General features: G+C 69.8%; 23 protein-coding genes and 1 pseudogene. 10 read left to right on the forward strand and 14 right to left on the reverse strand.

The annotated features are described in order from the left end of the window. Positions 1–14 precede the first annotated feature (14 nt). Together AB0M73_RS07585 and AB0M73_RS07590 are read right to left on the reverse strand one after the other, a co-directional pair. Complete coding sequence (locus AB0M73_RS07585) at positions 15–1,028, reverse strand: alpha/beta hydrolase (protein WP_363888174.1); 1,014 nt, start codon at positions 1,026–1,028, stop codon at positions 15–17. 96 nt (positions 1,029–1,124) lie between these two features. Further along, positions 1,125–3,749: an AAA family ATPase gene (locus AB0M73_RS07590; RefSeq protein ID WP_363888176.1), complete on the reverse strand. Its 2,625-nt coding sequence runs from the start codon at positions 3,747–3,749 to the stop codon at positions 1,125–1,127. A 548-nt stretch (positions 3,750–4,297) separates the two neighbouring features. Here AB0M73_RS07590 and AB0M73_RS07595 point away from each other — a divergent pair. After that, positions 4,298–4,414: pseudogene (locus AB0M73_RS07595) on the forward strand (excalibur calcium-binding domain-containing protein); the annotation flags it as partial. 145 nt (positions 4,415–4,559) lie between these two features. Continuing rightward, positions 4,560–5,420: a polyphosphate kinase 2 gene (gene ppk2 / locus AB0M73_RS07600; protein WP_363888584.1), complete on the forward strand. Its 861-nt coding sequence runs from the start codon at positions 4,560–4,562 to the stop codon at positions 5,418–5,420. On the opposite strand, the gene AB0M73_RS07605 is transcribed toward ppk2, so the two are convergent. The 3 genes from AB0M73_RS07605 to AB0M73_RS07615 form a co-directional block, all read right to left on the reverse strand. Continuing rightward, complete coding sequence (locus tag AB0M73_RS07605) at positions 5,417–6,076, reverse strand: peptidylprolyl isomerase (RefSeq protein ID WP_363888178.1); 660 nt, start codon at positions 6,074–6,076, stop codon at positions 5,417–5,419. The two genes, ppk2 and AB0M73_RS07605, sit on opposite strands and share 4 nt — an antisense overlap. Before the next feature lie 105 nt (positions 6,077–6,181). Further along, positions 6,182–6,598: a DUF6194 family protein gene (locus AB0M73_RS07610; RefSeq protein ID WP_363888181.1), complete on the reverse strand. Its 417-nt coding sequence runs from the start codon at positions 6,596–6,598 to the stop codon at positions 6,182–6,184. 74 nt (positions 6,599–6,672) lie between these two features. Then, a complete protein-coding gene (locus AB0M73_RS07615; protein WP_363888182.1) occupies positions 6,673–7,239 on the reverse strand; it encodes an isoprenylcysteine carboxylmethyltransferase family protein in 567 nt (188 codons plus the stop codon). A gap of 31 nt (positions 7,240–7,270) precedes the next feature. Here AB0M73_RS07615 and AB0M73_RS07620 point away from each other — a divergent pair, with 31 nt between their 5' ends. Together AB0M73_RS07620 and AB0M73_RS07625 are read left to right on the forward strand one after the other, a co-directional pair. Beyond that, complete coding sequence (locus tag AB0M73_RS07620; protein WP_363888185.1) at positions 7,271–7,714, forward strand: GyrI-like domain-containing protein; 444 nt, start codon at positions 7,271–7,273, stop codon at positions 7,712–7,714. A gap of 217 nt (positions 7,715–7,931) precedes the next feature. Beyond that, positions 7,932–8,573 carry an NAD(P)H-dependent oxidoreductase gene (locus AB0M73_RS07625; RefSeq protein WP_363888188.1) on the forward strand — a complete coding sequence of 214 codons (642 nt, stop codon included), beginning with the start codon at positions 7,932–7,934 and terminating at the stop codon, positions 8,571–8,573. Here AB0M73_RS07625 and AB0M73_RS07630 read toward each other — a convergent pair whose 3' ends face one another. Further along, the gene (locus AB0M73_RS07630; protein ID WP_363888190.1) at positions 8,574–9,203 is read right to left on the reverse strand and encodes a TetR/AcrR family transcriptional regulator; all 630 of its coding nucleotides are present in this window, start codon (positions 9,201–9,203) and stop codon (positions 8,574–8,576) included. Positions 9,204–9,273: 70 nt separating this feature from the next. Between AB0M73_RS07630 and AB0M73_RS07635 the strand changes: the two genes are divergently transcribed. After that, positions 9,274–10,140, forward strand: coding sequence for an NAD(+)/NADH kinase (locus tag AB0M73_RS07635; RefSeq protein ID WP_363888192.1), 867 nt, complete (start codon positions 9,274–9,276; stop codon positions 10,138–10,140). Here the strand turns inward: AB0M73_RS07635 and AB0M73_RS07640 are convergent. The 5 genes from AB0M73_RS07640 to AB0M73_RS07660 form a co-directional block, all read right to left on the reverse strand. Further along, positions 10,137–10,634 carry an N-acetyltransferase family protein gene (locus AB0M73_RS07640; protein ID WP_363888195.1) on the reverse strand — a complete coding sequence of 166 codons (498 nt, stop codon included), beginning with the start codon at positions 10,632–10,634 and terminating at the stop codon, positions 10,137–10,139. The genes AB0M73_RS07635 and AB0M73_RS07640 overlap by 4 nt on opposite strands. Next, positions 10,631–11,191 (reverse strand): XRE family transcriptional regulator, encoded by a 561-nt coding sequence (locus tag AB0M73_RS07645; protein ID WP_363888197.1) that lies wholly within the window; start codon positions 11,189–11,191, stop codon positions 10,631–10,633. Before AB0M73_RS07645 ends, AB0M73_RS07640 begins: the two co-directional genes overlap by 4 nt. A 33-nt stretch (positions 11,192–11,224) precedes the next feature. Then, positions 11,225–12,055 (reverse strand): GNAT family N-acetyltransferase, encoded by an 831-nt coding sequence (locus AB0M73_RS07650; protein ID WP_363888200.1) that lies wholly within the window; start codon positions 12,053–12,055, stop codon positions 11,225–11,227. 1,077 nt (positions 12,056–13,132) lie between these two features. Next, complete coding sequence (locus AB0M73_RS07655; protein ID WP_363888202.1) at positions 13,133–14,233, reverse strand: DUF222 domain-containing protein; 1,101 nt, start codon at positions 14,231–14,233, stop codon at positions 13,133–13,135. A 78-nt stretch (positions 14,234–14,311) separates the two neighbouring features. Further along, on the reverse strand, positions 14,312–14,947 hold the full coding sequence (locus AB0M73_RS07660) for a hypothetical protein (RefSeq protein ID WP_363888205.1): 636 nt from the start codon (positions 14,945–14,947) through the stop codon (positions 14,312–14,314). A 73-nt stretch (positions 14,948–15,020) separates the two neighbouring features. Here AB0M73_RS07660 and AB0M73_RS07665 point away from each other — a divergent pair, with 73 nt between their 5' ends. The 4 genes from AB0M73_RS07665 to AB0M73_RS07680 are packed head-to-tail and all read left to right on the forward strand — an operon-like array spanning position 15,021 to position 18,265. Continuing rightward, positions 15,021–16,223: a cytochrome P450 gene (locus tag AB0M73_RS07665; RefSeq protein ID WP_363888207.1), complete on the forward strand. Its 1,203-nt coding sequence runs from the start codon at positions 15,021–15,023 to the stop codon at positions 16,221–16,223. Positions 16,224–16,233: 10 nt separating this feature from the next. Further along, on the forward strand, positions 16,234–16,866 hold the full coding sequence (locus tag AB0M73_RS07670; protein WP_363888209.1) for a TetR family transcriptional regulator: 633 nt from the start codon (positions 16,234–16,236) through the stop codon (positions 16,864–16,866). 8 nt (positions 16,867–16,874) lie between these two features. Continuing rightward, positions 16,875–17,069 (forward strand): ferredoxin, encoded by a 195-nt coding sequence (locus AB0M73_RS07675; protein WP_043725940.1) that lies wholly within the window; start codon positions 16,875–16,877, stop codon positions 17,067–17,069. Beyond that, positions 17,066–18,265: a cytochrome P450 gene (locus AB0M73_RS07680; RefSeq protein WP_363888211.1), complete on the forward strand. Its 1,200-nt coding sequence runs from the start codon at positions 17,066–17,068 to the stop codon at positions 18,263–18,265. Before AB0M73_RS07675 ends, AB0M73_RS07680 begins: the two co-directional genes overlap by 4 nt. Here AB0M73_RS07680 and AB0M73_RS07685 read toward each other — a convergent pair. The 3 genes from AB0M73_RS07685 to AB0M73_RS07695 are packed head-to-tail and all read right to left on the reverse strand — an operon-like array spanning position 18,255 to position 20,721. Beyond that, positions 18,255–18,938 (reverse strand): nitroreductase family protein, encoded by a 684-nt coding sequence (locus tag AB0M73_RS07685; RefSeq protein ID WP_363888214.1) that lies wholly within the window; start codon positions 18,936–18,938, stop codon positions 18,255–18,257. The two genes, AB0M73_RS07680 and AB0M73_RS07685, sit on opposite strands and share 11 nt — an antisense overlap. Before the next feature lie 33 nt (positions 18,939–18,971). Beyond that, positions 18,972–19,802, reverse strand: coding sequence for an ammonia-dependent NAD(+) synthetase (gene nadE / locus AB0M73_RS07690; RefSeq protein ID WP_363888216.1), 831 nt, complete (start codon positions 19,800–19,802; stop codon positions 18,972–18,974). Between the two features lie 31 nt (positions 19,803–19,833). After that, on the reverse strand, positions 19,834–20,721 hold the full coding sequence (locus tag AB0M73_RS07695) for a sigma-70 family RNA polymerase sigma factor (protein ID WP_363888219.1): 888 nt from the start codon (positions 20,719–20,721) through the stop codon (positions 19,834–19,836). A gap of 131 nt (positions 20,722–20,852) precedes the next feature. Between AB0M73_RS07695 and AB0M73_RS07700 the strand changes: the two genes are divergently transcribed. Continuing rightward, on the forward strand, positions 20,853–23,345 hold the full coding sequence (locus tag AB0M73_RS07700; RefSeq protein ID WP_363888221.1) for a LuxR C-terminal-related transcriptional regulator: 2,493 nt from the start codon (positions 20,853–20,855) through the stop codon (positions 23,343–23,345). The last annotated feature ends 15 nt before the right edge of the window (positions 23,346–23,360 follow it).

The following is a 23,360-nucleotide window of genomic DNA, read 5'->3' on the forward strand; positions in this document are numbered from 1 at the left end:
ACTGGAGGTCGTGCTCAGAGTCGATCGGCGTCCATGACGGCCTTGGCGAAGCTCTGCGGGTCCTCCTGCGGCACGTCGTGGCCGACGCCCTTGAGGATCCGGTGGTCGTAGCGGCCGGTGAACTTGGACCGGTATGCCTTGCCGTCGATGGCGGCGCCGTCGAAGTCGCTGCCGATGGTGATCGTCGGCACGGTGATCGGCGGCGCGGCCTGGAGCTTCTGCTCGACGGCGTCGTACTGCGCCTCGCCGGGGGCCAGCCCCAGCCGCCATCGGTAGTTGTGGATGACGACGGCGACGTGATCGGGGTTGTCGAAGGCCTGCGCGCTGCGCTCGTAGGTGGCGTCGTCGAACTTCCACGTCGGCGAGGCCTGCTGCCAGATCAGCTTGTTGAAGTCGTGCCGGTTCTGGGTGTAGCCCAGCACGCCGCGCTCGGTGCTGAAGTAGTACTGGTACCACCAGCCGCGTTCGGCGACCGGAGTGAGAGGCTGCTGCTGCGCCTTGAGATTGGTCACCAGGTAGCCGCTGACCAGCACCGCCGCCTTGACCCGCTCCGGCCACACCGCGGCCACGCAGCCCGCGGTCCGGCTGCCCCAGTCGTAGCCGGCGATCACGGCCTTGTCCACGTGCAGCGCGTCCATCAGCGCGATCAGGTCCGAGGCGGTGGCGGCCTGCTGTCCATTTCGGACGGTGTCGGCCGCGAGGAACGTGGTGCTGCCGTAGCCGCGCAGGTACGGCACGATGACCCGATATCCGGCCGCGGCCAGGACGGGGGCCACGTCGACGTAGCTGAAGATGTCGTACGGCCAGCCGTGCAGCAGGAACACCACGGGCCCGTTGGCCGGGCCGTCCTCGGCGTAGCCGATGTTCAGCGGGCCGGCCTGGATCTGCTTGAGGGCGGCGAACTTCGTGTGGCCGGCGGCAGTGGTCACGGCGGCCGGCGCGGCGGCCTTCTCCGACGAGCAGGCGGCCAGCGTGCCCGCCGCCATGACGCCGGCGAAGCCCTGCGCGAACAATCTCCTGCTGATCATCGGAACACTCCTGACGGGAAAGGCGGTCACTGCGTCCTCGACGCTAGTGACCGGATCCCGGCCGAGGCGACCGTCAGATGACGTAGCCGGGGTACGTCATGGTCCGAGCACCTCTCGGAGTTCGGTGCGCGAGGTGATCCCGAGTTTGGGGAAGATGCGGTGCAGGTGCGTGCTCACGGTCCGGTGCGAGAGGTAGAGCCGCTGCCCGATCTCCCGGTTCGTCAAGCCCTCGGCGGCGAGCCGGGCGATGTTCAGCTCATGGGGTGTCAGGTCGCTGAACGCGTCGTCGTGCTGGTCCGGGCTGGCCTCGCCGGCCGCCCGCAGCTCGCGGCGGGCCCGTTCCGCCCACGCCGTCACGCCCAGCGCCTCGAACGTCTCGCGGGCGGCCCGCAGCTGGGGCCGCGAGTCGGCGGGACGTCGTTGCCGCCGCAACCATTCCCCGTAGGCGAGCTGGGTTCGGCTGCGTTCCAGCGGCCACGTCTCCGCGTCCAGCGCCGCCCGGAACAGCTTTTCCGCTTCGGCGTCCGGGGCGAGCGCGGCCCGGGCGTGCCGGAGTCCACTGTGGAGCGCCGGCGACGGGGACCGCATCGCCTGCATCTCGAACTCCTGCATCATCTCGCGGACGACACCGAGCTGGTCGCAGCGCACCGCGGCCTCGGTCAGCTCGGCGATCGTGTAGCAGCGCAAGGCAAGTTGGTACGCCGGGTCGGCCGGATCGTGCAGCCGCATGAGGTTCGCGAACGCGTCGGCGTGCCTTCCCTCGCCCAGCGCGGCAATGCCTCGGGCCAGCTGGACGGTGGCCAGCACCGGCCGTGCCCCGGCCGAGAGGCCGACCCGTTCCGCCTGCGCGGCAAGGCTTTCGGCCTGCGCGAAGTCACCCCTCATGGCGGCGATCTCGGCCTGGGTGGCCAGCGTGAGGCCGTGGATGTACGGCTGTGAGGTCTCGATGGCCAGGCGCAGGCCCTCCTCGGCGGCGGTCATGGCCGTGGCGAGATCGCCCAGCCGCACCGAACTCCATGCCTGCACGCCCAGGGCCCGAGCCAGGAAGGCGAGGCGGCCCTGGGTCCGGAAGCCCGGTTGGGCGCCGGCCGAGAAGCGGGCCGCCAGGTCGAAGGCGCCGATCAGCATCGCCGCGCTGCCAAGGAAACGATCCACCAGGGCGTCCCGGTTCAGCTGTCCGGCGAGGGTGGTGAGCTCGGTCAGCACCGACTGGCTGCGTTCGAACGGCGTGACGTAGGCGTTGATCGCGACCAGGCGCGGGTCGTGGCGGTCGAGCGGCATGAGGTCGGCCGCCCTGATCAGGCGGCGACGGTCGTCCTGCCCCGGCTCGGCCCAGAAGCAGCGCATCGCCGCGCCCCACAGGATCTGCATCGCCAGATCGGTCTTGCCGTCCTCCAGCACGCCGATCGCCAGGTCGGCGAGGTCGCCCGGGCCGGAGACGTCGCCGCGCAGGCCGTCGTCGAAGTTGGTGGGCAGCCAGCGGATCACTGCCCGCTGGTTGCTGGTCAGGTCTTCGGCCGACGCCTGATCGAGGAGGCGGTCGACCAGCTCGCGGTTGCCGGTCTCCACCGCCGCGCCGGCCGCCTTGAGCAGCCGCTCCGCCCGTTTGACGGGGTCGTGCGTCAGCTTGGCCGCCCACTCCAGCGACGTCACCGTGGCATCGATGCCGCCCCGGCGTTCGGTGCGCTCGGCCGACCGTTCCAGCTCGGCGGCGATCTCCTCGTCCGGGCCCGTGGTCGCCGCCGCTCGATGCCAGATCCGACGGTCCGGCTCGGTGATCGTGTCGGCCAGGGCCTGGTGCGCCTGATGGCGTTCCCGCGGCTCCGCGTCCTTGACGATCGCCGAGCGCAGCAGCGGGTGCCGGAAGGTCAGCGTGCCATGGGCGATCGTGACCAGGTGCTCGTCGAGCGCCGGCCCCAACGCGACCAGGTCCGCCTTCGCGGCGTCCAGCGCCTCACCGAGCTCATTGGTGTCGTTCACCGCCGCGATCAGCAAAAACCGCCGCGTCTCCGGCGGCAGCTTCCGCACCCGGTTGGCGAACGTCTGCTCCACGCTCGTCGACGGATCGCCCCGGAACAACTCCTTCAACGCCAGCGGATTGCCCCGCGCCGCTTTCAGCACCCGTTCCCTGGCCGACGGCGGCACGTCTTTCAGCAATTCCCGCGCCGCCTCGTCCGACAGCGGCCCGAGTTCGATCGTCGGCAGATTCGCCGTGGCCAATCGGGAAGGCTCCCCGTCCCTGACGGCCGCCACCAGCGCGATCGGCTCCGATTCCAGCCGCCGGGCCACGAACGCCAGCACGTCCTGGCTGTTCGGATCCAGCCAGTGCGCGTCGTCCACGATCAGCAGCAGGGGTTCCGTCGACGCCGCTTCGGCCAGCAGGTTCAGGACCGCCATGCCCACCAGGTAGATCTCCGGCCGGGGTCCGTCGGCCAGGCCCAGCGCCGTCCCGAGGGCCTCTCGCTGCGTCTTCGGGAGCGCGTCGATCGCGTTACGCAGCGGGAACAGCAGCTGGTGCAGGCCCGCGTAGGGCAGGCGGTGCTCGGCCTCCACCCCCACCGCCGTCAGCGTGCGAACGCCCGGCGCCTCGATCTCCGCCAGCAGCGTCGACTTGCCTATGCCCGCCTCGCCCCGGACGACCAGCGCCCCGCCCCGGTCCCGGATCCCCCCGACCAGCCCCGCCAGCCGCTCCCGTTCCGACTCCCGCTCACCCAGCGCCACGCTTGCAGGCTAGGCCAGTGCCCGGTTCGACGCCGACCGGCCTTATCGGATGTAACGGGCGACGGAATTCGCCGATGTTTCCGGCCGTACGGCAGGGGCAAGGGGAGGGCGTCATGGAATTCCGCAGATGCGGGAAAATCGCCGCCGGCGTGACTCTGGTCGCGATGTTGTCCGCGTGCCAATCCCCGGGATTGGCCGTGACGCCGACAACCACCGCGACCGCCAGCACTTCCGCCTCGGCCATTCCCACCGATCTGGTCGGTAAGTCCGTGCCGGCGGCCAAGGACGAGCTGGCCAAACTCGGCTTTCTGCGCGTCGATGTCGTGTCGGTGGACGGCCGGATGGTCATCGTGCAGTCGAACTGGCAGGTCGTGTCGGCGGACAGCGGCGGCGGCAAGGTCACCCTGCACGTGACCAAACCCACCCCCACTCCGGCACCCACGCCGACGCCCGTGCCGACGACGACCACGCAGGCTCCGCCGCCTCCGCCCCAGACCACCGAGCAGGCTCCGCCGCCGGCCTACACGCCGCCGGCTCCGACCGAGGTCTACTACGCGAACTGTGCCGCAGCACGAGCAGCCGGGGCTGCGCCGATCCACCGTGGACAGCCCGGCTACCGGCCTGCGCTCGACCGTGACAACGACGGTGTTGCGTGTGACAAATAAACACTATGGCTTCAGTGGCAACTGAAGTCCATTCGCCCGTAACCCGCCATTCCTTGTTCTCGCCGTGACCCGCAGGTAAGCCTGAGCCGTGATTCAGCAATCGCCCGAGGTCCTGGCCCGGTTCCCCGAACTGCAGCACGACGACATGGTCGTGGAGTACGAGGACGGGGACGACCCGATCCTGCTCCGCGCCGACGGCTCGGTGGTGGACACCTGGCGGGAGAACTACCCGTACGACTCCCGCATGAGCCGGGAGGAGTACGACCTGGTCAAGCGGCTGCTGCAGATCGAACTGCTGAAGATGCAGTACTCCGTCAAGGAGTCCGGCCGGCGCATGGTGATCCTGTGCGAGGGCCGGGACGCGGCGGGCAAGGGCGGCACCATCAAGCGCTTCACCGAGCACCTCAACCCGCGCGGGGCACGGGTGGTGGCGCTGGACAAGCCCACCGAGCGCGAGATGGGCCAGTGGTACTTCCAGCGCTACGTCAACCACCTGCCCACGGCCGGCGAGATCGTGCTGCTGGACCGTTCCTGGTACAACCGGGCCGGCGTCGAGCGCGTGATGGGCTACTGCACGGACGAGCAGTACAGCCGCTTCATCCACCAGGCGCCCACGTTCGAGCGCATGCTGGTGGACGACGGCGTGACGCTGGTGAAGCTGTGGTTTTCGGTCTCCAAGGCCGAGCAGCGCACCCGCTTCCTGATCCGCCAGGTCGACCCGGTGCGGCAGTGGAAGCTCAGCCCCAACGACGTGGAGTCGCTGGACCGCTGGGACGCCTACACGGCGGCGAAGGTGGCGATGTTCCGCGCCACCGACACCGAGTACGCGCCGTGGACAGTGGTGAAGAGCAACGACAAGAAGCGCGCCCGCGTCGAGGCGATGCGCCACGTGCTCTCACTGGTCGACTATGAGGACAAGGACCACGAGGTGATCGGCAAGCCCGACCCGAACGTGGTGGGCGCGGCGTCCACCCTGCTCGAGACGGGCGAGGCCGACCACCGCTAGCCGAGCGTGCCGCGCAGGATCCTGACGGGCTGGGCCGGTGCGCCGTCCAGCGGGCCGCGGTCGCTGGGGATGATGCCGGCGGCCACGATCCGGTCCAGCACGTCCATGCCCCTGATCACGGTGCCCATCACCGAGTAGTTGGTCGGGATGTGGGCGAACGAGTGCACGATGAACCACTCGCTGCCGTTGGTGCCGGGGCCCTGGTTGCCCATGGCGATCGTGCCCCGGCCGTAGGTCTCGGTGCCGTCGGTCTCGTCGGGGAACTTGTACCCGGGGCCGCCCTTCTCCACCTCGTAGATGTCCCCGCACTGCAACACGCCCAGCCGCGCGCTGTTGGACAGCCGCCAGCACTGGCTGTGGTCGTAGAACCGTTGTGCCACCAGGCTGATCAGGTTCTGCACGGCGCACGGGGCGGCGCCGGCGCGGTTGAGCCGCACGGTCACGGGCCCGTAGTTGAAGTGGAAGGTCACGTCGAACGTGCCGATAGTGGGCGCGATCGGCACCGGCCGCAGCACCGGTCGTGCCGCCGGATTGTCGGGCGTCGGCGTGAAAGTGCAGTGTGTGATGGGCAATCGGGTCGCCGACGCCGTCTGAACGGGCAGGACGAGGGCCGCGACGACCACGGACCCGATCAGGGCAGCGATGCGTGACTTCATGGCTGGCAAGCTATCTCACGCGACGCCCACTCGCCCGGTCGACGTGAGCGCCTTTCCGAACCAGCGTCAGGACAAGTGCCCCTTCGGGCGGTCGTGTGGTGACCGCTAGCGGCGGTTGTTGTGCTTGCGAACGGCGAACTCGTAGGCGTCGGCGATCAGCTTGCGCACGGTGTCGGCGGTGTTCGGGCCAGGGTTGACCACGCAGACCCAGTGCTGGCCGGCGTAGGTCGGGTGCGGCAGCAAAGTGTCCCTCGGCGTGTAGTCGTCCACAGTGGACTCTTGGAGCAGCTCGGCGTAGCCGGCTTTGGTCAGGCCGATGTTGACGCGGTAAGCGCTGTCCCGGTCGAGCCGCGAGTCCTTGTCGTAGTGGTCGCCGGTGACGATCGTGACGAACGGCTGCTGCCGCTGCGGGGGGAGGTCGCCGTCCGGGTCGTAGAGGAAGAAGGAGTCGCCGACGTGCGTCAGGACGCGCACGCCGGCGTAGGTGTCAGTGATGTGCGCGATGAGTTCGGTGATGTCCACCCTTCAAGTGTGTCATTGAACTCCCATGTGAGACTTTTCTCGTTGGAGTTCGGGGATTGGGGCAAAACCCTCAACTACCAGACACCCGGGATGAGCCGGTTCGTCTCCCGCATGTAGGCGGCGTAGTCCGCGCCGAGCCCGTCGAGCAGCATCCGCTCCTCGACCTGGATCCGGTACAGCACGCCGACGATCACCAGCAGCTCGAACACCACCGCCGAGGCGTAGTTGCCGAACAGCAGCGAGATCCCGAGCAGGCCGACCAGCAGGCCGGTGTACGAGGGGTGTCGCAGCACGCGGTAGGGGCCGGCGCGGACGACGTGGTGGTTCTCCTGGATGTGCACCACCGCACGGAAGTAGCGGCCGAGGGTGGCGATCGACCACAGCCGGAAGCCGCCGCCCAGCGCGATCAGCACCGCGGTGGCCAGCACCCAGCCCGGCTCGTGAAACGGGAAGGCCAGGCCCGGCAGCACCCGCCGCAGCAGCCCGGCCGCCACCACCGCCAGGACCGCGGTGATCATGATGCCGCCGTAACTGCCCCATTCGCGCGTTTTGGTCCGCTCGCTGCGCAGCAGTTGCAGGAGCTGGAGCCCGATTTCGCCCAGCGCCCACAGCGCCACGACGATCCACAGCACGACCATCATTACCCCACGGTAGGGCCTTAGTATGTGGTCCGTGCCACATTCCGTGAGCGTGTTGGACGTCGAGTCCCGGCCGACGGCCGTGGTGCCCGCGACCACTACCTGGCCCGAGTACCCGGCGCTGTGGCCCGTGCTGTCCGGCGAGGTGTGGGCTTGCCTGCGGGCCAACAACATCACCCGCGGCTGCCGCAACGTCATGCTGTACCTGGACGACACCCCTCGCGTCGAGGTCGGTGTCGAACTGTCGGCGCCGTGCCCGCTGACCGGCCGCATCGTCTCGTCCTCGCTGCCCGCCGGCCGCGTGGCCAAGACCGTCCACTATGGATCGTACGCGGAGCTCGGCGGCGCCCATGACGCCGTGATCTCTTGGTGTGACAGGGAAGGGCTGGCCCGGACCGGCGTTCGCTGGGAGGTCTACGGGCCGCACAGCGACAACCCGGCCGAGGTGTGGACCGAGATCTACCACCAGCTGGCCTGAACCCCCGCGAGTCACGCTCTCCGGCAGTGCGAAATACGGTTTCGGGCAGATCCGAGACTGGCGGCTCAGATCTGCTCGAAACCGTATTTCGGTGTGTCCGAGAGCGGGACTCGCGGGGGGTGTGACCCGTGCCGCAGTATTTGACATGAAGTCAGGTCAGCCGCATGCTTGAGCTCTCAACTGACATGAAGTCAAGTCAACTCAGGGGTGAACCAGCATGCCGCACCTGTTGCACATCGACTCGAGCATCAAGGGGAACGAGTCGGTCAGCCGGAAGCTGACGGCGCGGGCCGTCGCAGCGTGGCGGGCGGCCCATCCGGACGGCACCGTGACGTACCGCGACCTGGGCCGCGACCCGGTGCCGCACCTCGACGACAACGGCGGCCTGGCCCGTCAGACGCCGGTCGAGCAGCACACGCCGGCCCAGGCCGCGTCGTGGCGGGTCAGCGAGGAGCTGATCGCCGAGGTCCGGGCGGCCGACGCCATCGTGCTCGGGCTGCCGCTGTACAACTACGGCGCGCCGAGCAGCGTCAAGGCGTGGGTGGACCACCTGATCGCGCCGGGCCTGTCCTTCGACCCGTCGACCGGCAGCGGGCTGCTGGAGGGTCGGGACCTGATCGTGCTGGGCAGCCGCGGCGGCGGTTACGGCCCCGAGACGCCCCGCCACGGCTGGGACCATGTGACGCCGTGGCTGCCGCACGGCCTGGCGGTGACGGGCCTTGAGCCGCGTTTCATCACGGCCGAGCTGACCCTGGCTCCGGTGGTGCCGGCGATGGCCGAGCTGATTCCGCTGGCCGAGCAGAGCCTGGCCGAGGCCGAGCGCGAGATCGACGGCCTGTGGGCGTCGGTCTCCGTCTGATCAGCCGACCGGCGCGAGCCCCGCGACAGCGGCACTGACCTGCGGGTCTTGCGTGCAGACGGAACCCAGGATGGCCAGCAGGGTGGCGTAGGCCAGCTCGATGAGGTGGTCCAACGGCATGTCCAGGCCGTGCGACAGCCAGTCCATGGTCATCTCGTCGACCGCGCCCAGGCTGCCCCGCATGGCGATCCGCATCAACGGGTCCGGCTCGCCGGTCACGCCGAGCAGTTGGCGCAGGAAGCACACCCCGGACCGACGGGTCTGTTCGATCAGCTCGTCGACCTCGGGGTCCTGGCCGCCCGAGCGCATGATCGCCATGGACGTGTGGACGTGGTCGCGGCGGTACTCGATCTGCCGTCGCACCACCCCGCGCAGCCACAGCGGGTTGGTGTCCTCGCCCGGGCGCCGGTCGTGCAGCGCGCTGATCTCGGCCTGCATCTGACGGAGCACTTCCAGGTACAGGCCGCGCTTGTCCTTGAAGTGGTAGAAGAGCAGGCCGTGCGCGACGCCCGCCTCCTTGGCGATGTCGCTGATGTAGATCTCGTCGTACGGACGGGAAGCGAACATCTGCGAGGCGACCGCGACCAATGCGGCGCGGCGCTGGCCCCGCACGGGAGTAGTCGCACTCATAGTCCCCAGGATACGTCCGCGACTGCGGTCAGGTCTCGCCGGAACGGTCCGGAGCGGGCAGACTTTGCCCATGCATTCCGCCGGTCTTGTGCTGCACCCCCAGCGAGACTCCGCCGACGCCGTCGCCGCCGTGCTCGGCTGGGCGGCCAAGCGGGACATCGAGATCCTCGGCATCGAGGGCGAGATAGTCCGGCTCAACTGCGCCGCCATCCCCGTCACGCCCGTCGAGCTCGGCCGCCGCGCCGACCTTGTCGTCAGCCTCGGCGGTGACGGCACCATGCTGCGGGCCATGCGCATCGCCGACGGGCAGCGGGCCCCCGTGCTCGGCGTCAACCTCGGCAAGCTCGGGTTTCTCGCCGAGGTGGATGTGCCCGATCTGCCGGTGGCCCTGACCGCCATCGACGATCACGAGTTCAGCATCGAGCCCCGCCTGGCCGTCGACGCCGTCCTCGGCGACCGCACCGTCACCGCCTTCAACGACGTCGCCGTCGTGCGCGTCCCCGGCGACGGCTCCGCCGTTGTCGCCGTTCGTGTCGCCGGGCAGCCTTTCGTCAGCTACGCCGCCGATGCCGTCGTCGTCGCCACGCCCACCGGCTCCACCGCCTACAGCTTCTCCGCCGGCGGACCCATCACCAGCCCGTCCGTCGAGGCCCTGTTGGTCACCCCCGCCGCCCCGCACTCCGCGTGGAGCCGGGGTGTCGTGCTTTCCGTGCACGACGACGTGGAGCTGGACATCCTCCCCACCAGCGGCCGCCTGGCCGTCGAGGTGGACGGCGGAGTCGCCGGCTATGTGGGTCCGGGCGACCGTATCCAGCTGCGCGCCCGCCCCGGCGCCGCCCGCGTGGTTCGCCTTGGGCACACCACCTTCTATCAGCGGGCCCGCCGCAAGCTGCGCCTGACCGACTCCGCGGAGATTCCGGACGGGGTGGGGATCTAGAGCGGCCGGCCGACGATCACCAGGTCTTTCGGCACGCCGTCGAGGTCGGCGACTCTCGGCAGCCGCCCCCATTCCTCGAACCCGTGGGCACGGAACAACCTGAGGCTCGGCTCGTTGCTGGCGAAGATCGTGGTGGCCAGCGTGCGGGCCCCGAGTCTCGGCGCGTGGTCGATGGCTCGGCGGAGCAGATCCCTGCCCTGGCCCCGTCCTTGGTGCTCGGGGTGCAGATAGATCGCCAGGTCCAGCGTGACGTCGTAGCCCCGCCGTCCATTGAGGAACGGTTCGAAGGACAGGTATCCGGTGACGTGCTGGGGATCTTCCGGCCGGTAGCCGACCCAGGTCGGGTGTCGGGCTGTTTCGAACCATGCCCGTCGCGCGTCGACGGTGACCGGATCCAGATCGGCCGTGCTGGTTCTGGCGCTGACGGCCGCGTTGTAGATGTCCACTATGGCCGGCAGGTCTGCTCGGGTCGCCGTCCGGTGCAGGTACGTCATGGCAACACCACCACCAGCGCGTAGCGGACGGGATCCCCTGTAGGGCAACGGAAACGTGACGGTCCCCAGAGCCGGAACCTCAGGCAGTCGCCGGTGTCGAGGGTGTGGGTGTGGCCGTCGAGGGTGAGTTCCAGCGTGCCTTCGAGGACCCAGATGTGTTGCTCCAGTCCGGGAACCGGCGTCACCGCGTAGGCGATGTCGGCCCCTGGGCGCAGCGTGCATTCGACGAGCTCGCCCCTCAGTCCCGGTTGCGGCGGCGACACCGAGCGCCGGACGAAGCCGGCTTCGTCGTCTCGCCATGTCGGCTGTTGGTCCGGGTGCAGCACTTGTGGCGGGTTGTCTTCTATCTCGGCGAGGATCTGGGAGGCCGTTCGTCCGTAGGCCGCGCAGAGTTGGCTCAGCACGGCCGTTGTCGGGCTGATCTCCGCTCGTTCCAGCCGGGACAGCGTCGAGCGGCTGATGCCGCTCTGCCCGCTCAGCTCGTCCAGCGACCAACCGCGCTGCTGGCGCAGCTCCGCCAATCGCCGCGCCAGCCGTCCATCGAGATCGCGTCCCATATTCGAGAGACTATCCCAGATGTGAGACGCCGCTCAAGCCGTCTTCGGCGTCCAGACCCAGTTCTGCCGTTCGTACAGCACCTCGAAGCCCAGGCGCAGCATGTTTCGCAGGGACGTGTTGTGCTCTCCCGGCCCTTCCGCGCCCGTCTCGGTCACCAGCCACCGGCAGCCCGCTTCTCGGGCCGCTTGGGCCCGTGCCGCCAGCATCGCCGTTTGTCCGCCTCGCCCTCGGGCTTTGGGCAGCGTCGCGCCGGAGAAGCACTGCCCGGTCTCGCCGCGGACGAACATGGTGCCCGTGGTGACGATCTCACCGTCCAGCCGGGCCGTGAACGACCTCCAGCCCTCGCGGTCGGTGATCGCCACGAACACCGGTGTCAGCTCGTCGCCCATGCCGAACACCTCAAGCATCACCGATGTCCACTTCGGACCGTCCTCCGGGGACAGTGGCTCGATCTCCAGGCCCTCGGTCTCGACGGCTTGGTTCGCCACCGTGTCAACCTCCGCGACGACCTTCACCCACTTCGCCCCGGCCGTGATGCCGTGCTTGGCGCAGATCTCCGTCCAGTCCTCGGGTATGACCGTCGGCGCCAGTTGGATGACCGCCTTCGGCGTGCCCGCGTCGCGATAGAAGGCGCAGACCTCGCCCATCAGCTCCGCCGTGACCGGCTCGTCGAACCCGAACCCCAGCGCCTTGCTCCAGAACCCGCTTTCGTCGGTCCGGGTGGAGTTCACGATGCCGCCGCCCATACGGGCCTGCGTGACGCCGAGCGCGTCGCGGACCGCCTGCGCTGGTGCTTGGAAGAGGTCGTAGAGGGCCTCCGCCTCCGACCGCTCCGCCGTGTCGACTGGGATGTTCACCGTCATGTCGTTGACGCTACCGAGGATTGTAGGGGCGGTGGCTGTTCGGGCAGCCATTGGGTGACGGCGGTGCTCTTCGAGTGGGCGGTTGAGGTGTTGGGGAGGGGCGGGACGTTCTGGCATGCGGCTGTGGTGCGGGAGGCGTCGCGGGTTGGGTGGGTGTGCGGGTGAGGTCGGGCGGTGTCTGGTGGGTGGGGTGTGGGTTTACAGATGGCTTTGGAGGGCGGGGAGGGTTGGGGAGTTCGTGGTGCGGGGTGTGGTGTTGGAGAAGGGCGGGACTGTCCGGCATGCGGCTGGGGTGTCGGCGGGGGCGCGAGGTGGGTGGATACGCGGGTGGGTCGGGCAGTGTCCGGTAGGTGGGGCGTACGTCTACAGAAGGCTTAGGAGGGCGCGGAAGGAGAGGAGCGTCCGTGGTTCGCGGGCGTGGTGTTGAGGAAGGGCGGGACTGTCCGGCATGCGGCTGGAGTGTCGGAGGGAGCGCGAGGTGCATGGGTGCGCGAGTGGGTCGGGCGGCGGGGGTTGGGTAGGTGCGTGGGTTTACAGAAGGCTTTGGAGGGCACGGGGGGTGGGGAGGGTTCGTGGCACGGGGTGTGGTGTTGGGGGAGGGGGCGGATTTCTGGCATGCGGCCGTGGTGTGGGAGGGGCGCGAGTGGGGTGGGTGCGCGGGTTGTGTTGCGCGGTACGGATTGGGTGGGTGCGTGGGTTTACAGAAGGCTTGGGAGGGCGCGGAAGGAGAGGAGCGTCCGTGGTTGGCGGGCGTGGAGTGGAGAAGTGGCGGTGTGGGGGTGGTTTGTGGTGCGGGCCGGCGGGGTGAGGGCAGCGAGGGGTGCTGGGATGCAAGAAGTCGAGGTGTGGATGATGGCGCGCGGCAAGGTGAGCCACGGTGTGACGTGAGTGGACTGGCGGTCGCAAGCGCTGGACGTGAGGTGCGGCTGGCGGGACCACGGGTTCGGGTGGCAAGGCCGCGACGGCACAGAAATCCTTCAGCAGAGGGACTTGCCGTCGTGGTCGCGGCAGCGGCCCCTCCGACGTTGAGGCTTCCGGCGGTGGTTGGCCGGTCAGCGGGCAGTCCCCGGTCCGCCTTTAGAACGGGGGCTCGTCCAGCGGTTCGGGCTTGGTGACGTAGGTCAGACCCCACCGCGTTTTGACCGTCGTGGTGCCGTCCTTGTCGATGCTGATGTCGGCGTTGGTGGCGTGCTTGTAGCGGTGGTGCCGCCGGTCCAAGGGGGCCATGTTGGTGCCGGTGGACTCGCCCAGCGGCCACGGGGTGGCGTGGTCGATGTCGCAGCTCCGGGAGGGGTGTGAGCAGCAGGGCATGATGCAGGTTTGGTGGCGGGCGCGGAGGAAGCGGTCGACGCCGACCTTGGGCCGGTAGAGCTTCGGGGTGTACTCCACGAGGTGCCCGGCGGGGTCGGTGAGCAGGCGGTGGAACAGGGTGCCGGGGTGGGACATCAACTCCCGCACGACTGGGGCGGGGATCAACTGGCCGGTGGCGAGTGTGCCGGGGCGTTCGTCGACGCCGAGCAGGGCGGTGAGGGGGACGGTGACCTGGATCAGGGGCTTGAGGCCGGCGGTCTTGGGGTCTTCGAGGATGAGACCGGCCATGACGTCGGCGCGGATCTGGTCGAGGTTGCGGCCGTTTTTCGGTTCGTGGGCGGCGAGGCGGTCGATTTTGGTGTAGATGGCGTGGGCGATCTCGATGGGTTGGGAGCAGGAGACGATGCCGAGGCCGTCTTGGGCGTCGAACAGGATGACTGTGCGGCTGCGGCGGGCGGCGTCGCGGCGTTGCAGGTGGATGGCGGGGTCGGCGCGCTGCAACCGGGCCTGGCAGGAGCGGCGCAGTTGCTGCGGGGAGCGGCCTGCGGCGGTTTCGAGGGTTTTGGCGATGGCCCGCTGGCCGAGTTCGGGCGGGTAGTACTCGGTGGGGTCGACCAGGGCGTGGGCGGAGCGCTCGGAGATGGTGCCGGCGTGCAGGGCGTCTAGGACGGTGGGGTGCTCGTCATGCAGGGTGCGGGCCCACTTGACGCGGTCGGAGGCGTTGGAGGGGGAGAGTTGTAGGGCGGGGCCGATGTCGTGGGCGGTCCATTCGTCGACGTCGAGGGTGGCGATGAGGCGGAGTTGTTCGGCTTGCAGGCGGCGGATCTCGCGTTCGCATTCGATCATGCGAGCGACTTCGGGGTTCATACCAGCAAGTTTACGCGTGGAGCATGATCGACTCGAATCACTAACGGGTGAAAAGCGTTGGGGCACAACGACTTTAGGTCACCAAAGCTGTGAGTCGATGACGAGCATGTGGTGGGCGCCGCGTTGGAATCGGTAGGGGACGGGGCGGAGCTCGCTGGGTGGGAGGGAAGAACGCAGGTGGTCGAGGAACGCGACGGGAGAGCCGGTTGCCTGATGTACCAAGGGAAAGATGCGGACCTCACGGCGGGCGACGCGGAGGAGCTCGGTGATGGCCCGGAGGTGCCACTGCTCGTCGAAGCGGTTGGCCCACGTGAACAAGAGGTGTGAGCACAACGCCACATCGACGCTGCTGGAGGCGAAAGGCAGATCGGGCAGGGCGGCGGCGATGTAGTGGCTGGGACGGGAGCGGAGGTCGGCGAGGAAGAGCTCGGCGGCGGACAGGCGCATGGCGGCACGGGCGGAAACGGAGCCGTACCAAGACCATTCGAAGCGGTCCTGGTGCGCGGCGATCATGCGGTCGCCGTCGACCAAGCCGGCGCGGACGAGGCGGGACATCGCGGCGTAACCCATGGTGTAGGCGGGATCGACGGCGATGACGTCGGGCGTCTCGGCGGCGAAGCTGGAGCCGCCGGCGCAACAGTCGAGGAACGAGCCGCCGGGGTAGAGGTCGAACATGGCGCGGTACTCGGCAGCCGATCGGGAGGTGACAAGCATGACGACCATTCTGTCGACAACCCATTAAGTCAGTCGCTTGACTTAAAGCGGAGACAGGGCTTCACTGGGTCACGTGGAGAAACTGAGTTACCCACTACCCCGGCCGGCGGCGCTCGAACCACCCGCGGAGTGGGCGGAGCTGCGGAAACGCTGCCCGGTGGCCCATGTGACGATGCCGAGCGGCGACGACGCGACGCTGCTCACGCGCTACGCGGACGTGCGGCAGATCCTGTCGGACAACCGGTTCGGACGGCTGCTGAACGCGCCGGACGCGGCCCGGCTGTCGGACACGGACTCGGGCGGCGTCTTCAACAGCGAGATGGCCGAAGTGCTGCCGCAGACGGGACCTGGTCACGAGCGATGGCGGCGAATGATCAGCAAGTGGTTCACGGCGAAGCGCATGACGGCGCTGCGCCCGGGCATCGAAGCGATGGCCAACCAGCTGATCGACGAGATGACGGCCAAGGGACAACCGGCGGATCTCAAGGCGGCACTGGCCTTTCCGCTGCCGGTGTGGGTGATCTGCGACCTGCTGGGCGTGCCGGAATCGGACCGTGACCGGTTCGCGCACTGGTCGGACAGCCTGCTCAACCTGACCCGCTACACGCAGCAGGAGATGGAGACCGCCCAACGCGAGTTCGCGGCGTACATGGCGGAACACATCGCGGCCCGCCGCCGGGCGCCGGGAGAGGACCTGCTCAGCGAGCTGGTCCTGGCGACGGACGCGGAGGGGCGAGGCCTGTCGGACGCCGAGTTGGTTGCGACGGGCCAAGGTCTGCTGATCGCCGGCCACGAGACGACGGCGAACATGATCGCCAAGATGACCGGCATGCTGCTGGCCGACCGCGCCCGCTGGGAGCGGCTGCTGGAGGACCGGTCCCTGGTGCGCACGGCGGTCGAGGAGGCGTTGCGGTTCGACGCCAACCTGGGCTTCGGCATGGTGCGCTACATCGACCAGGACGTCGAGGTCGGCGACGAGCAGATCACCAGCGGCACCACGGTCGTCTGCGACATGGCGGCGGCGAACCGGGACGAGACGGAGTTCGCCGGGGCGGACGAGATGGACCTGGCCCGCACGCCCAACCCGCACCTGACCTTCGGCGCCGGCCCGCACTCGTGCCTGGGCCAGTCGCTGGCCCGCACCGAGCTGCAGACGGTGCTCACGGTGCTGTTGGACCGGGTGCCCTCGCTGGCGCTGGCGGTGCCGGCGGAAGATCTCCGTCGAGTGGAAGGTCTTGTGGTCGGCGGGCTGAGCGCCCTGCCGGTGCGATGGTGAGGAGCTGATCATGGCCGATGGCGCGGTGCGGACGGAACGGGCGCAGGCGACGCGGGACGCGATCCTGACGGCGGCGGAGCGGCTGTTCGCCGAACACGGCGTGATCACCGTGTCCAACCGGCAGATCAGCGAGGCGGCGGGGCAGGGCAACAACACCGCCGTCGGCTATCACTTCGGCACCAAGGCGGATCTGGTGCGGGCCATCGTGCGCAAGCACCAGGCCCAGGTCGAACGGCTGCGCGAGGCCATGGCGGCCGACGCGGCCGACTCCATCGACCTGCGGGTGTGGGTGGCCTGCCTGGTCCGGCCGGCCACCGGGCACCTGGAAGGACTCGGCAAACCCACCTGGTACGCGCGGTTCGCGGCCCAGGTGCTGGCCGATCCCGAGCTGCGCACCGTGATGATCGACGAGGCGCTCAACTCGCCCAGCCTGCGGACCGTGGTCGACGGCTACAACCGCTGCCTGCCCGACCTGCCGGCCCCGATCCGGGCCGAGCGGGACGACATGGCGCGGCACCTGATCGTGCAGATGACGGCCGAGCGCGAGCGCGCGCTGGCCGAGAACCGCCCAACGCCCCGGTCCAGCTGGCACGACGCCGCGACCGGGCTGATCGACGCGATCGTGGGCATCATGCGTGCCTGAGGAGAACCATGCAGGTCTTTGTCGACCAGGAAAAGTGTTGTGGCGCCGGCAGTTGCGTGCTGCTCGCGCCGGATGTGTTCGACCAGCGGGAGGATGACGGCATCGTGGTGCTGCTCGATGCCGCGCCACCCAGTGAACTGCACGGCGCAGTCCATGAGGCCGTCAACGTCTGTCCCGGCGCGGCGATCCGGGTGGCGTCATGACTGTGCTGCCCGAGTTCCCGCTGCCCAGGGCGGCCGGCTGCCCGTTCGATCCGCCGCCGGCGCTGCGTGAGATGCAGCAGGCGGGACCGCTGGCCCGGGTGCGCCTGGCCGACGGCAGCACGCCGTGGCTGGTCACCCGATACGACGATCAGCGCGCCGTGCTGGCCGACTCCCGCGTCAGCGCCGACATCGAGCGGCCCGGATATCCCCTTGGCGCACCGCGTCCGCCGAGCGGCGGGCCCAAGATCGGGTTCATCCTGATGGACGACCCCGAGCACGCCCGCCTCCGCCGCATGGTCACGGGTTCGTTCGCGGTCAAACGGGTCGAGGCGATGCGGCCGGCGGTGCAGCGCATCGTGGACGAGCGCATCGACCAGCTGCTGGCCGGTCCACGACCGGTCGACCTGGTGGAAGCCTTCGCGCTGCCGGTGCCGTCACTGGTCATCTGCGATCTACTCGGAGTGCCGTACACCGATCACGACTTCTTCCAGCAGAACAGCAGGACCATCATCCGGCGCACGGCGTTGCCGGCCGATCGGACGGCTGCCATGCAGGCGCTCAACTTGTACCTGGACGATCTGATGGGCCGCAAGCTGGCCGAGCCCGCCGACGACCTGCTGTCGCAGCTGGCCGGCCGCGTCCACAACGGCGAGCTGACCCGACAGGACGCCGCGCAGATCGGCGTGCTGCTGCTCATCGCCGGGCACGAGACCACCGCCAACATGATCGCGCTGGGCACCTTGGCGCTGCTGGAGAATCCCGCGCAGCTCAAGGTTCTCCGCGACTCCGACGACCCCAGGCTGGTGGCCTCGGCGGTCGAGGAACTGTTGCGGTACCTGCACATCACCCACAACGGCCGCCGCCGCGTCGCCATCGAGGACCTGGAGGTCGGCGGCCAGCTGATCCGCGCCGGCGAGGGTCTGATCGTCGCCAACGACATCGGCAACCGGGACCCCTCGGCGTTCGAGGATCCCGACCGCCTCGACCTGGCCCGCAACGCCCGACACCACGTCGCCTTCGGTTTCGGCGTGCACCAGTGCGTGGGGCAGCCGTTGGCCCGCATGGAGTTGCAGGTCGTGTACGGCACCTTGTACCGGCGCCTCCCCGACCTGCGCCTGGCCGTCGACGCCGATCGGATCTCGTTCAAGCACGACGGCGCGGTCTACGGCGTGTACGAGCTGCCCGTCACGTTCTGACCACGACCAGCGCCTCGGAGAGCGATTTCCGGCTCAGGTCGGGCACTTCGCAGTCGTCGGCCGGATAGCCGACGGGGAAGAGGATGTACGGCCGCTCGGTTGCCGGGCGGCCGAACAGCTCCGTCAGGAAGATCATGGGATTCGGCGTGTGGGTGAGCGTCGCCAGGCGCATTTCGTGCAGGGCGGCGATAAAAAGCCCGCAGGCGATCCCGACGCTCTCGTTGACGTAGTAGTTCTTGCGCAGCGAACCGTCCGGGCGCGGTGTGCTCTTCTGGGCGAACGCCACCACCAGCCAGGGAGCGCTCTCCAGGAACTCCTTGTTCTCATCGGTCTCCAGCCGTGACAGCGCCGCGTGCCACTCGGGGGCCTGGCGCTCGTGGTAGAAGCGGCGTTCCTCCTCCTCGGCCGCCGCCCTGACCTGCCGCTTCAGCTGCGGGTCGTCGGTCGCGGCGAACGTCCACGGCTGGAAGTGAGCCCCGCTCGGCGCGGTGTTGGCCGCCCGCACTGCGAGCTCGATCGCCTGCTGCGGCACGGGATCGGGGGAGAACCACCGCACCGAGCGTCGCTCGTCCAGACGGCGGTAGAAGTCCTCGCCCCGCCGCAGCGCGTCGTCCAACGACGGCCGGGCGGGGCGGTAGGGCACGAAGGGATGCTCATGGCGGCGTTCGGGCACGTCCTCGACCCTGGCACGCCGCCGGTCAGCGGTCTAGCTCTTGCGCCACCAGGTGTCGAGAGGGGTCACGGGCACGGTCCGCTTGTGCCGGGTCGCCAGGAACACCGACTCGACCCGCTGGGCGACCTCCGGCGTGACGTCCAGGCCCTCCAGGTAGTCGTCGAGCTCGGTGTACTTCATGCCCAGCGCCACCTCGTCCGGCAGCGCCGGCCGGTCGTCCTCGAGGTCCGCCGTCGGCACCTTCTCCCACACGCTCGGCGGCGCCCCCAGCTCCTGCAGCAGCGCCGCACCCTGGCGCTTGGTCAGTCCCGTCAGCGGCGTCACGTCCACGCCGCCGTCGCCGTACTTGGTGAAGAAGCCCGTGACCGCCTCCGCCGCGTGGTCCGTGCCCACCACCAGCATGTTCAGCTGGCCGGCGATCGCGTACTGGATCACCATGCGCTCGCGGGCCTTGATGTTGCCCCGCACGAAGTCCCGCAGCCCCGGCTCGTCCAGGCCCCTCGCCGCCTCCGCCGCCACCTCGTCCGCTCCCGGCTTCACGTTCACCGTGATCGACCGGTCGGGCTGGATGAACTTCAGCGCGATCTGAGCGTCCTGTTCGTCGGCCTGCACCCCGTACGGCAGCCGCACCGCCACGAACGTCGCCTCGTGCCCCTCCGCCCGCAGCTCCTCCGCCGCCAGCTGGCACAGCCGCCCCGTCAACGTGCTGTCCTGCCCGCCGCTGATGCCCAGCACGAACCCCTTGGCCGGCGTCGACCGCAGGTACTCCTTGAGGAAATCGACCCGCTGCCGGACCTCGACCTTGGGCACGACGGTCGGCTTGACACCCAGTTCGGCGAGGATCTGCTCCCGTAGGTTCACCATCCCCGCACTCTACCGAGCCCTCGGGCGGTGATCAGTTGCCCAGCGGCAGCTTGAGAGGGAGGCCGGGGAGGGACGGCAGCGGGGGCAGCGCGGTGGGCAGGTGACGGAGGAGATCCGTGACGACGCTGTCCACGTGCGGCACGACATCGGGCGTCGGCAAGTGGTGGGCCGTGGTGGTCGTGGTGACCGATGCGGGGGTGGACGTCGCGGTCGTCGTGGTGCTGACAACAGTTGTTGTCGACGCTTTGACCGGGGGCGGAGGCGGGGTTGTCGTCGTGGGGGTGGTGGTCATGGCGGCGGGGGCTGCGGCGTGGGGGAGCGAGTGGTGCGGGGCGGGGGAGCCGGGCAGGAGCATCACGGCGGCGACCGGGGCGGCGACGGCGGCGCAGGTCAGGGGGGCGGCGAGGCGCTGGAGGACGCGGGCGCAGCAGACGCCGACGGGGAGGACGATGGCGATGCGCAGCCTGCGGAGCCGGCGGCGGGCGCGGGTGAGGTGTGACTCGACGGCGCGGGCGGTGAGGCCGAGCTCGGCGGCGACCTCGGCCTCGGACTTGCCGGCGCCGATGGCGGCGCAGACGTCGCGGGTGGTCGGCGGCAGGTCGGCCATGGACCGGACGAGCCAGCGCGCGAGGTCGCGATCGGCGACGAGGTCGGCGGGATCGGCGGGGGCGATGGCGGAGGGCTCGCGCTGGCCGGCGGCGCGCTCCCGGGAGCGGCGGCGGAGCTGGTCGATCAACCGCCGACGGGAGACGGTGGCGACCCAGCCGGCGGGGGCCCGCACGGAGGCGGGGTCGTCCACCTCCAGCAGCTCGACCAGCGCCTCGTGCACGCAGTCCTCGGCCTCCTCGACGGTGGCCCCGGCGGCAAGGCACAGGCGCAGCGCATGGGCGCGCACGGTGCCGTACTCGTCGACGGTCATGCCCCTCCCTCGATCGATCCGGAAGCTAACACGGCGGACGCTCCGGAATCGCCTAGTGACCGATTGCCCTCTCTTTTGCGGGCGGAGCGCTTCCCGTACGACCCCTCTGTGGACGGCGGAGGGAGCACTGGGTGCGGGTGAGACAGGCGTGTGTAGGCCGCGACGCCGAGCTGGCGGTCATCCGGCAAGCGCTTTCCGAGGGACCGGCGGTGGTGTGCGTCGAGGCGGCTCCCCGCATGGGGCGGACGACACTGCTCAAGGCGGGCGCGGAACTGGCGGCCGAACTCGGGTTCACGGTGTTCGCGGCCCAGGGCTCGGCGGTGGAGCGGGAGTTCCCGTACGAACTCGCGGCGCAGCTGTTCGATTCGGTCGCCGGCCCCGTGCTGGATCGCCTCGCGAGCGACGACGACCCCAGGGCGGTTCAGGCGGCGCTGCGGGAGCTGTATCGCGAGCTGCGTGAACTGGCGAACAGCACGCCGGTGCTCATCGCGGTGGACGACCTCGATCTCGCCGACGCCGATTCGCTGCGACTGCTGGACTATCTGCGGCGGCGCCTGACGGACCTACCCGTGGCGATGATCGTGACAACGTCGCCGGGACGGCTGGGGGAGTTCGCCCGTGACGCCCGCCGGATCACGTTGGGCCGCCTCGACGAGCGGGCCGTCCGGACGCTCGTCCCCGACGAAGACGGCCTCGTCCATCGGGCGACCGGTGGACACCCCTGGCTGATCGCGGAGCTGCTGCGCTGCGGCGGGGCATCGATCGGCGAGCTGTGTCGGGAGCCTTCGCCGGAGCTGACGTCGGCGATCGTCGCGACCCTGGGGCCGGAGCTGGTGGCCGTCGGCCGGGCGGTCGAGGTCCTCGGCAGCGCCGACATCGGACTGGTGGCCGCGGTGGCCGATGTCGATCACACGACGGCCAGCCGCGGGCTGGTTGACCTCGGAACCGTTGGCCTGCCTCTGGTTACGGCGGCGCTGGTCGCCGGGATACCGTCGGAGATGCGGCTGCGGGCGGCGCGGGCGCTGTACCGACGAAGAGCGGCGACCGAGGACATCATCGATCACCTGCTGGCGACCGAGCCCGCGGGCGACGAGTGGACGTGCCGAATGCTGCGCGAGCACGCGGCGACCGCCATGACCGACGGCGATCCGGAGCTGGCGGCCGAGTGCCTGCAACGGTTGCTGGCCGAGCCACTGTCCGATGAGGACCGTTGGCGAGCGCTGGGCCTGCTCGGTGAGGCCGAGGTGCACACCGATCCCACCGCGGCGCTGGAACATCTGACCCAGGCCGGCGGCGGCGCGACGTTGGCGTACGAGCTGGCCGAGCGCGGGCAGTTGGTCGACGCGGCCCGAGCGCTGGTCAACGTGAACGACGACCTGGCGGCGTTGTCGATCGGTGTCGAACACGCCGGTGTCGTCGACGCGATGCCGACGCTGCCCGAGAACCCGCGCCGGCAACGGTTCTGGCACGCGATCGTGGCTGTCTCCCATACCCTGGAAGGTGATCGGGTGCAGGCGACGGCCGCCTTGAAACGCGCGACCGGTCGGAACCTTGCCGTGACGGCCGGGTCCGACCTGGTGGATCGCCGGGCCTTGCAGCATGTCGTGACCGCACTGTCCATGATGGACGAATTCGACGAGGCGGAGCGGCTGTGCGACAACGCCTTGACCGCGATCTCCGGGCGCTCCCGGCCCGCGCTGACCCGCCTGGCCCACGGGCTGCGGACCGAGTTGGCGCTGCGCAGGGGAGCTCTGCGTGACGCACGGCGACTGACGTTGCTGCAACATGACTCGCACGTCACCGCCCTGGCGCCGATGGTCGGTGCTCTGATCGACGTCAACGAGCTTCAGGCGGCGGCCGTGCTGCTGAGCGCCCAGGGATTGGATGGCGAGGTTCCGGGATCGGCGCGGTTCGATGCCGTGTTGTTCCAACGTGGGCGTCTTCGCGCGGCCGACGGTGACAAGGTTCGCGCCGTGCACGACCTGCTGGAGTGCGGGCGCCGGCTGGAACAGCGCGGGGTGCTGAACCCTGCGGTCTGCCCGTGGCGATCGACGGCGGCGTTGTTGTTGGCGGAGCTGGGAGGTCGGCGTCGGGCACTGTCGCTTGTGGAGCGTGAACTGCACCTGGCGCGGCGCTGGGGCTCGGCGTCGACGGTCGGTGTCGCGCTGCGCGGCGCCGGCGTGGTGACCGGCGACGCCGAGCTGCTCTCGGAGGCCGTCGACGTCCTGCGGGAATCGCCGGCGCGATTGGAGTACGGGCGTGCGCTCGCCGAGTGGGGCCGCTGCCTGCGGGAATCCGGCGACGAATTGCCGGCTCGTTCCGTGCTGCGGATGGCGCACGACATGGCCATGCGCTGCGGTTCGGTGGCGTTGATGGAACGGGCCGGTCGCGAATTGCGGCAGGCAGGGGGACGCCGCAGATTCGCGCTGACCGACCCGGCCCTGCTGACCGAGCGGGAATCGTTCGTCGCCCGGCGCGCGGCGGCCGGGCGGACCAACAAGGAAATAGCCGGCGAACTGTACGTCACCACGCGCAGCGTGGAATTCGCCCTGACCAGCGTGTACCGGAAACTGGGCGTCTCCGGCCGGCGTGAGCTGCGGGACGCGCTGGGGACGGGGAACTGACCCCAGCGCGTCCCG

Origin of the sequence: Kutzneria sp. NPDC051319 (assembly GCF_040682195.1) — a bacterium.
In the GTDB taxonomy this organism is placed as follows: domain Bacteria; phylum Actinomycetota; class Actinomycetes; order Mycobacteriales; family Pseudonocardiaceae; genus Kutzneria.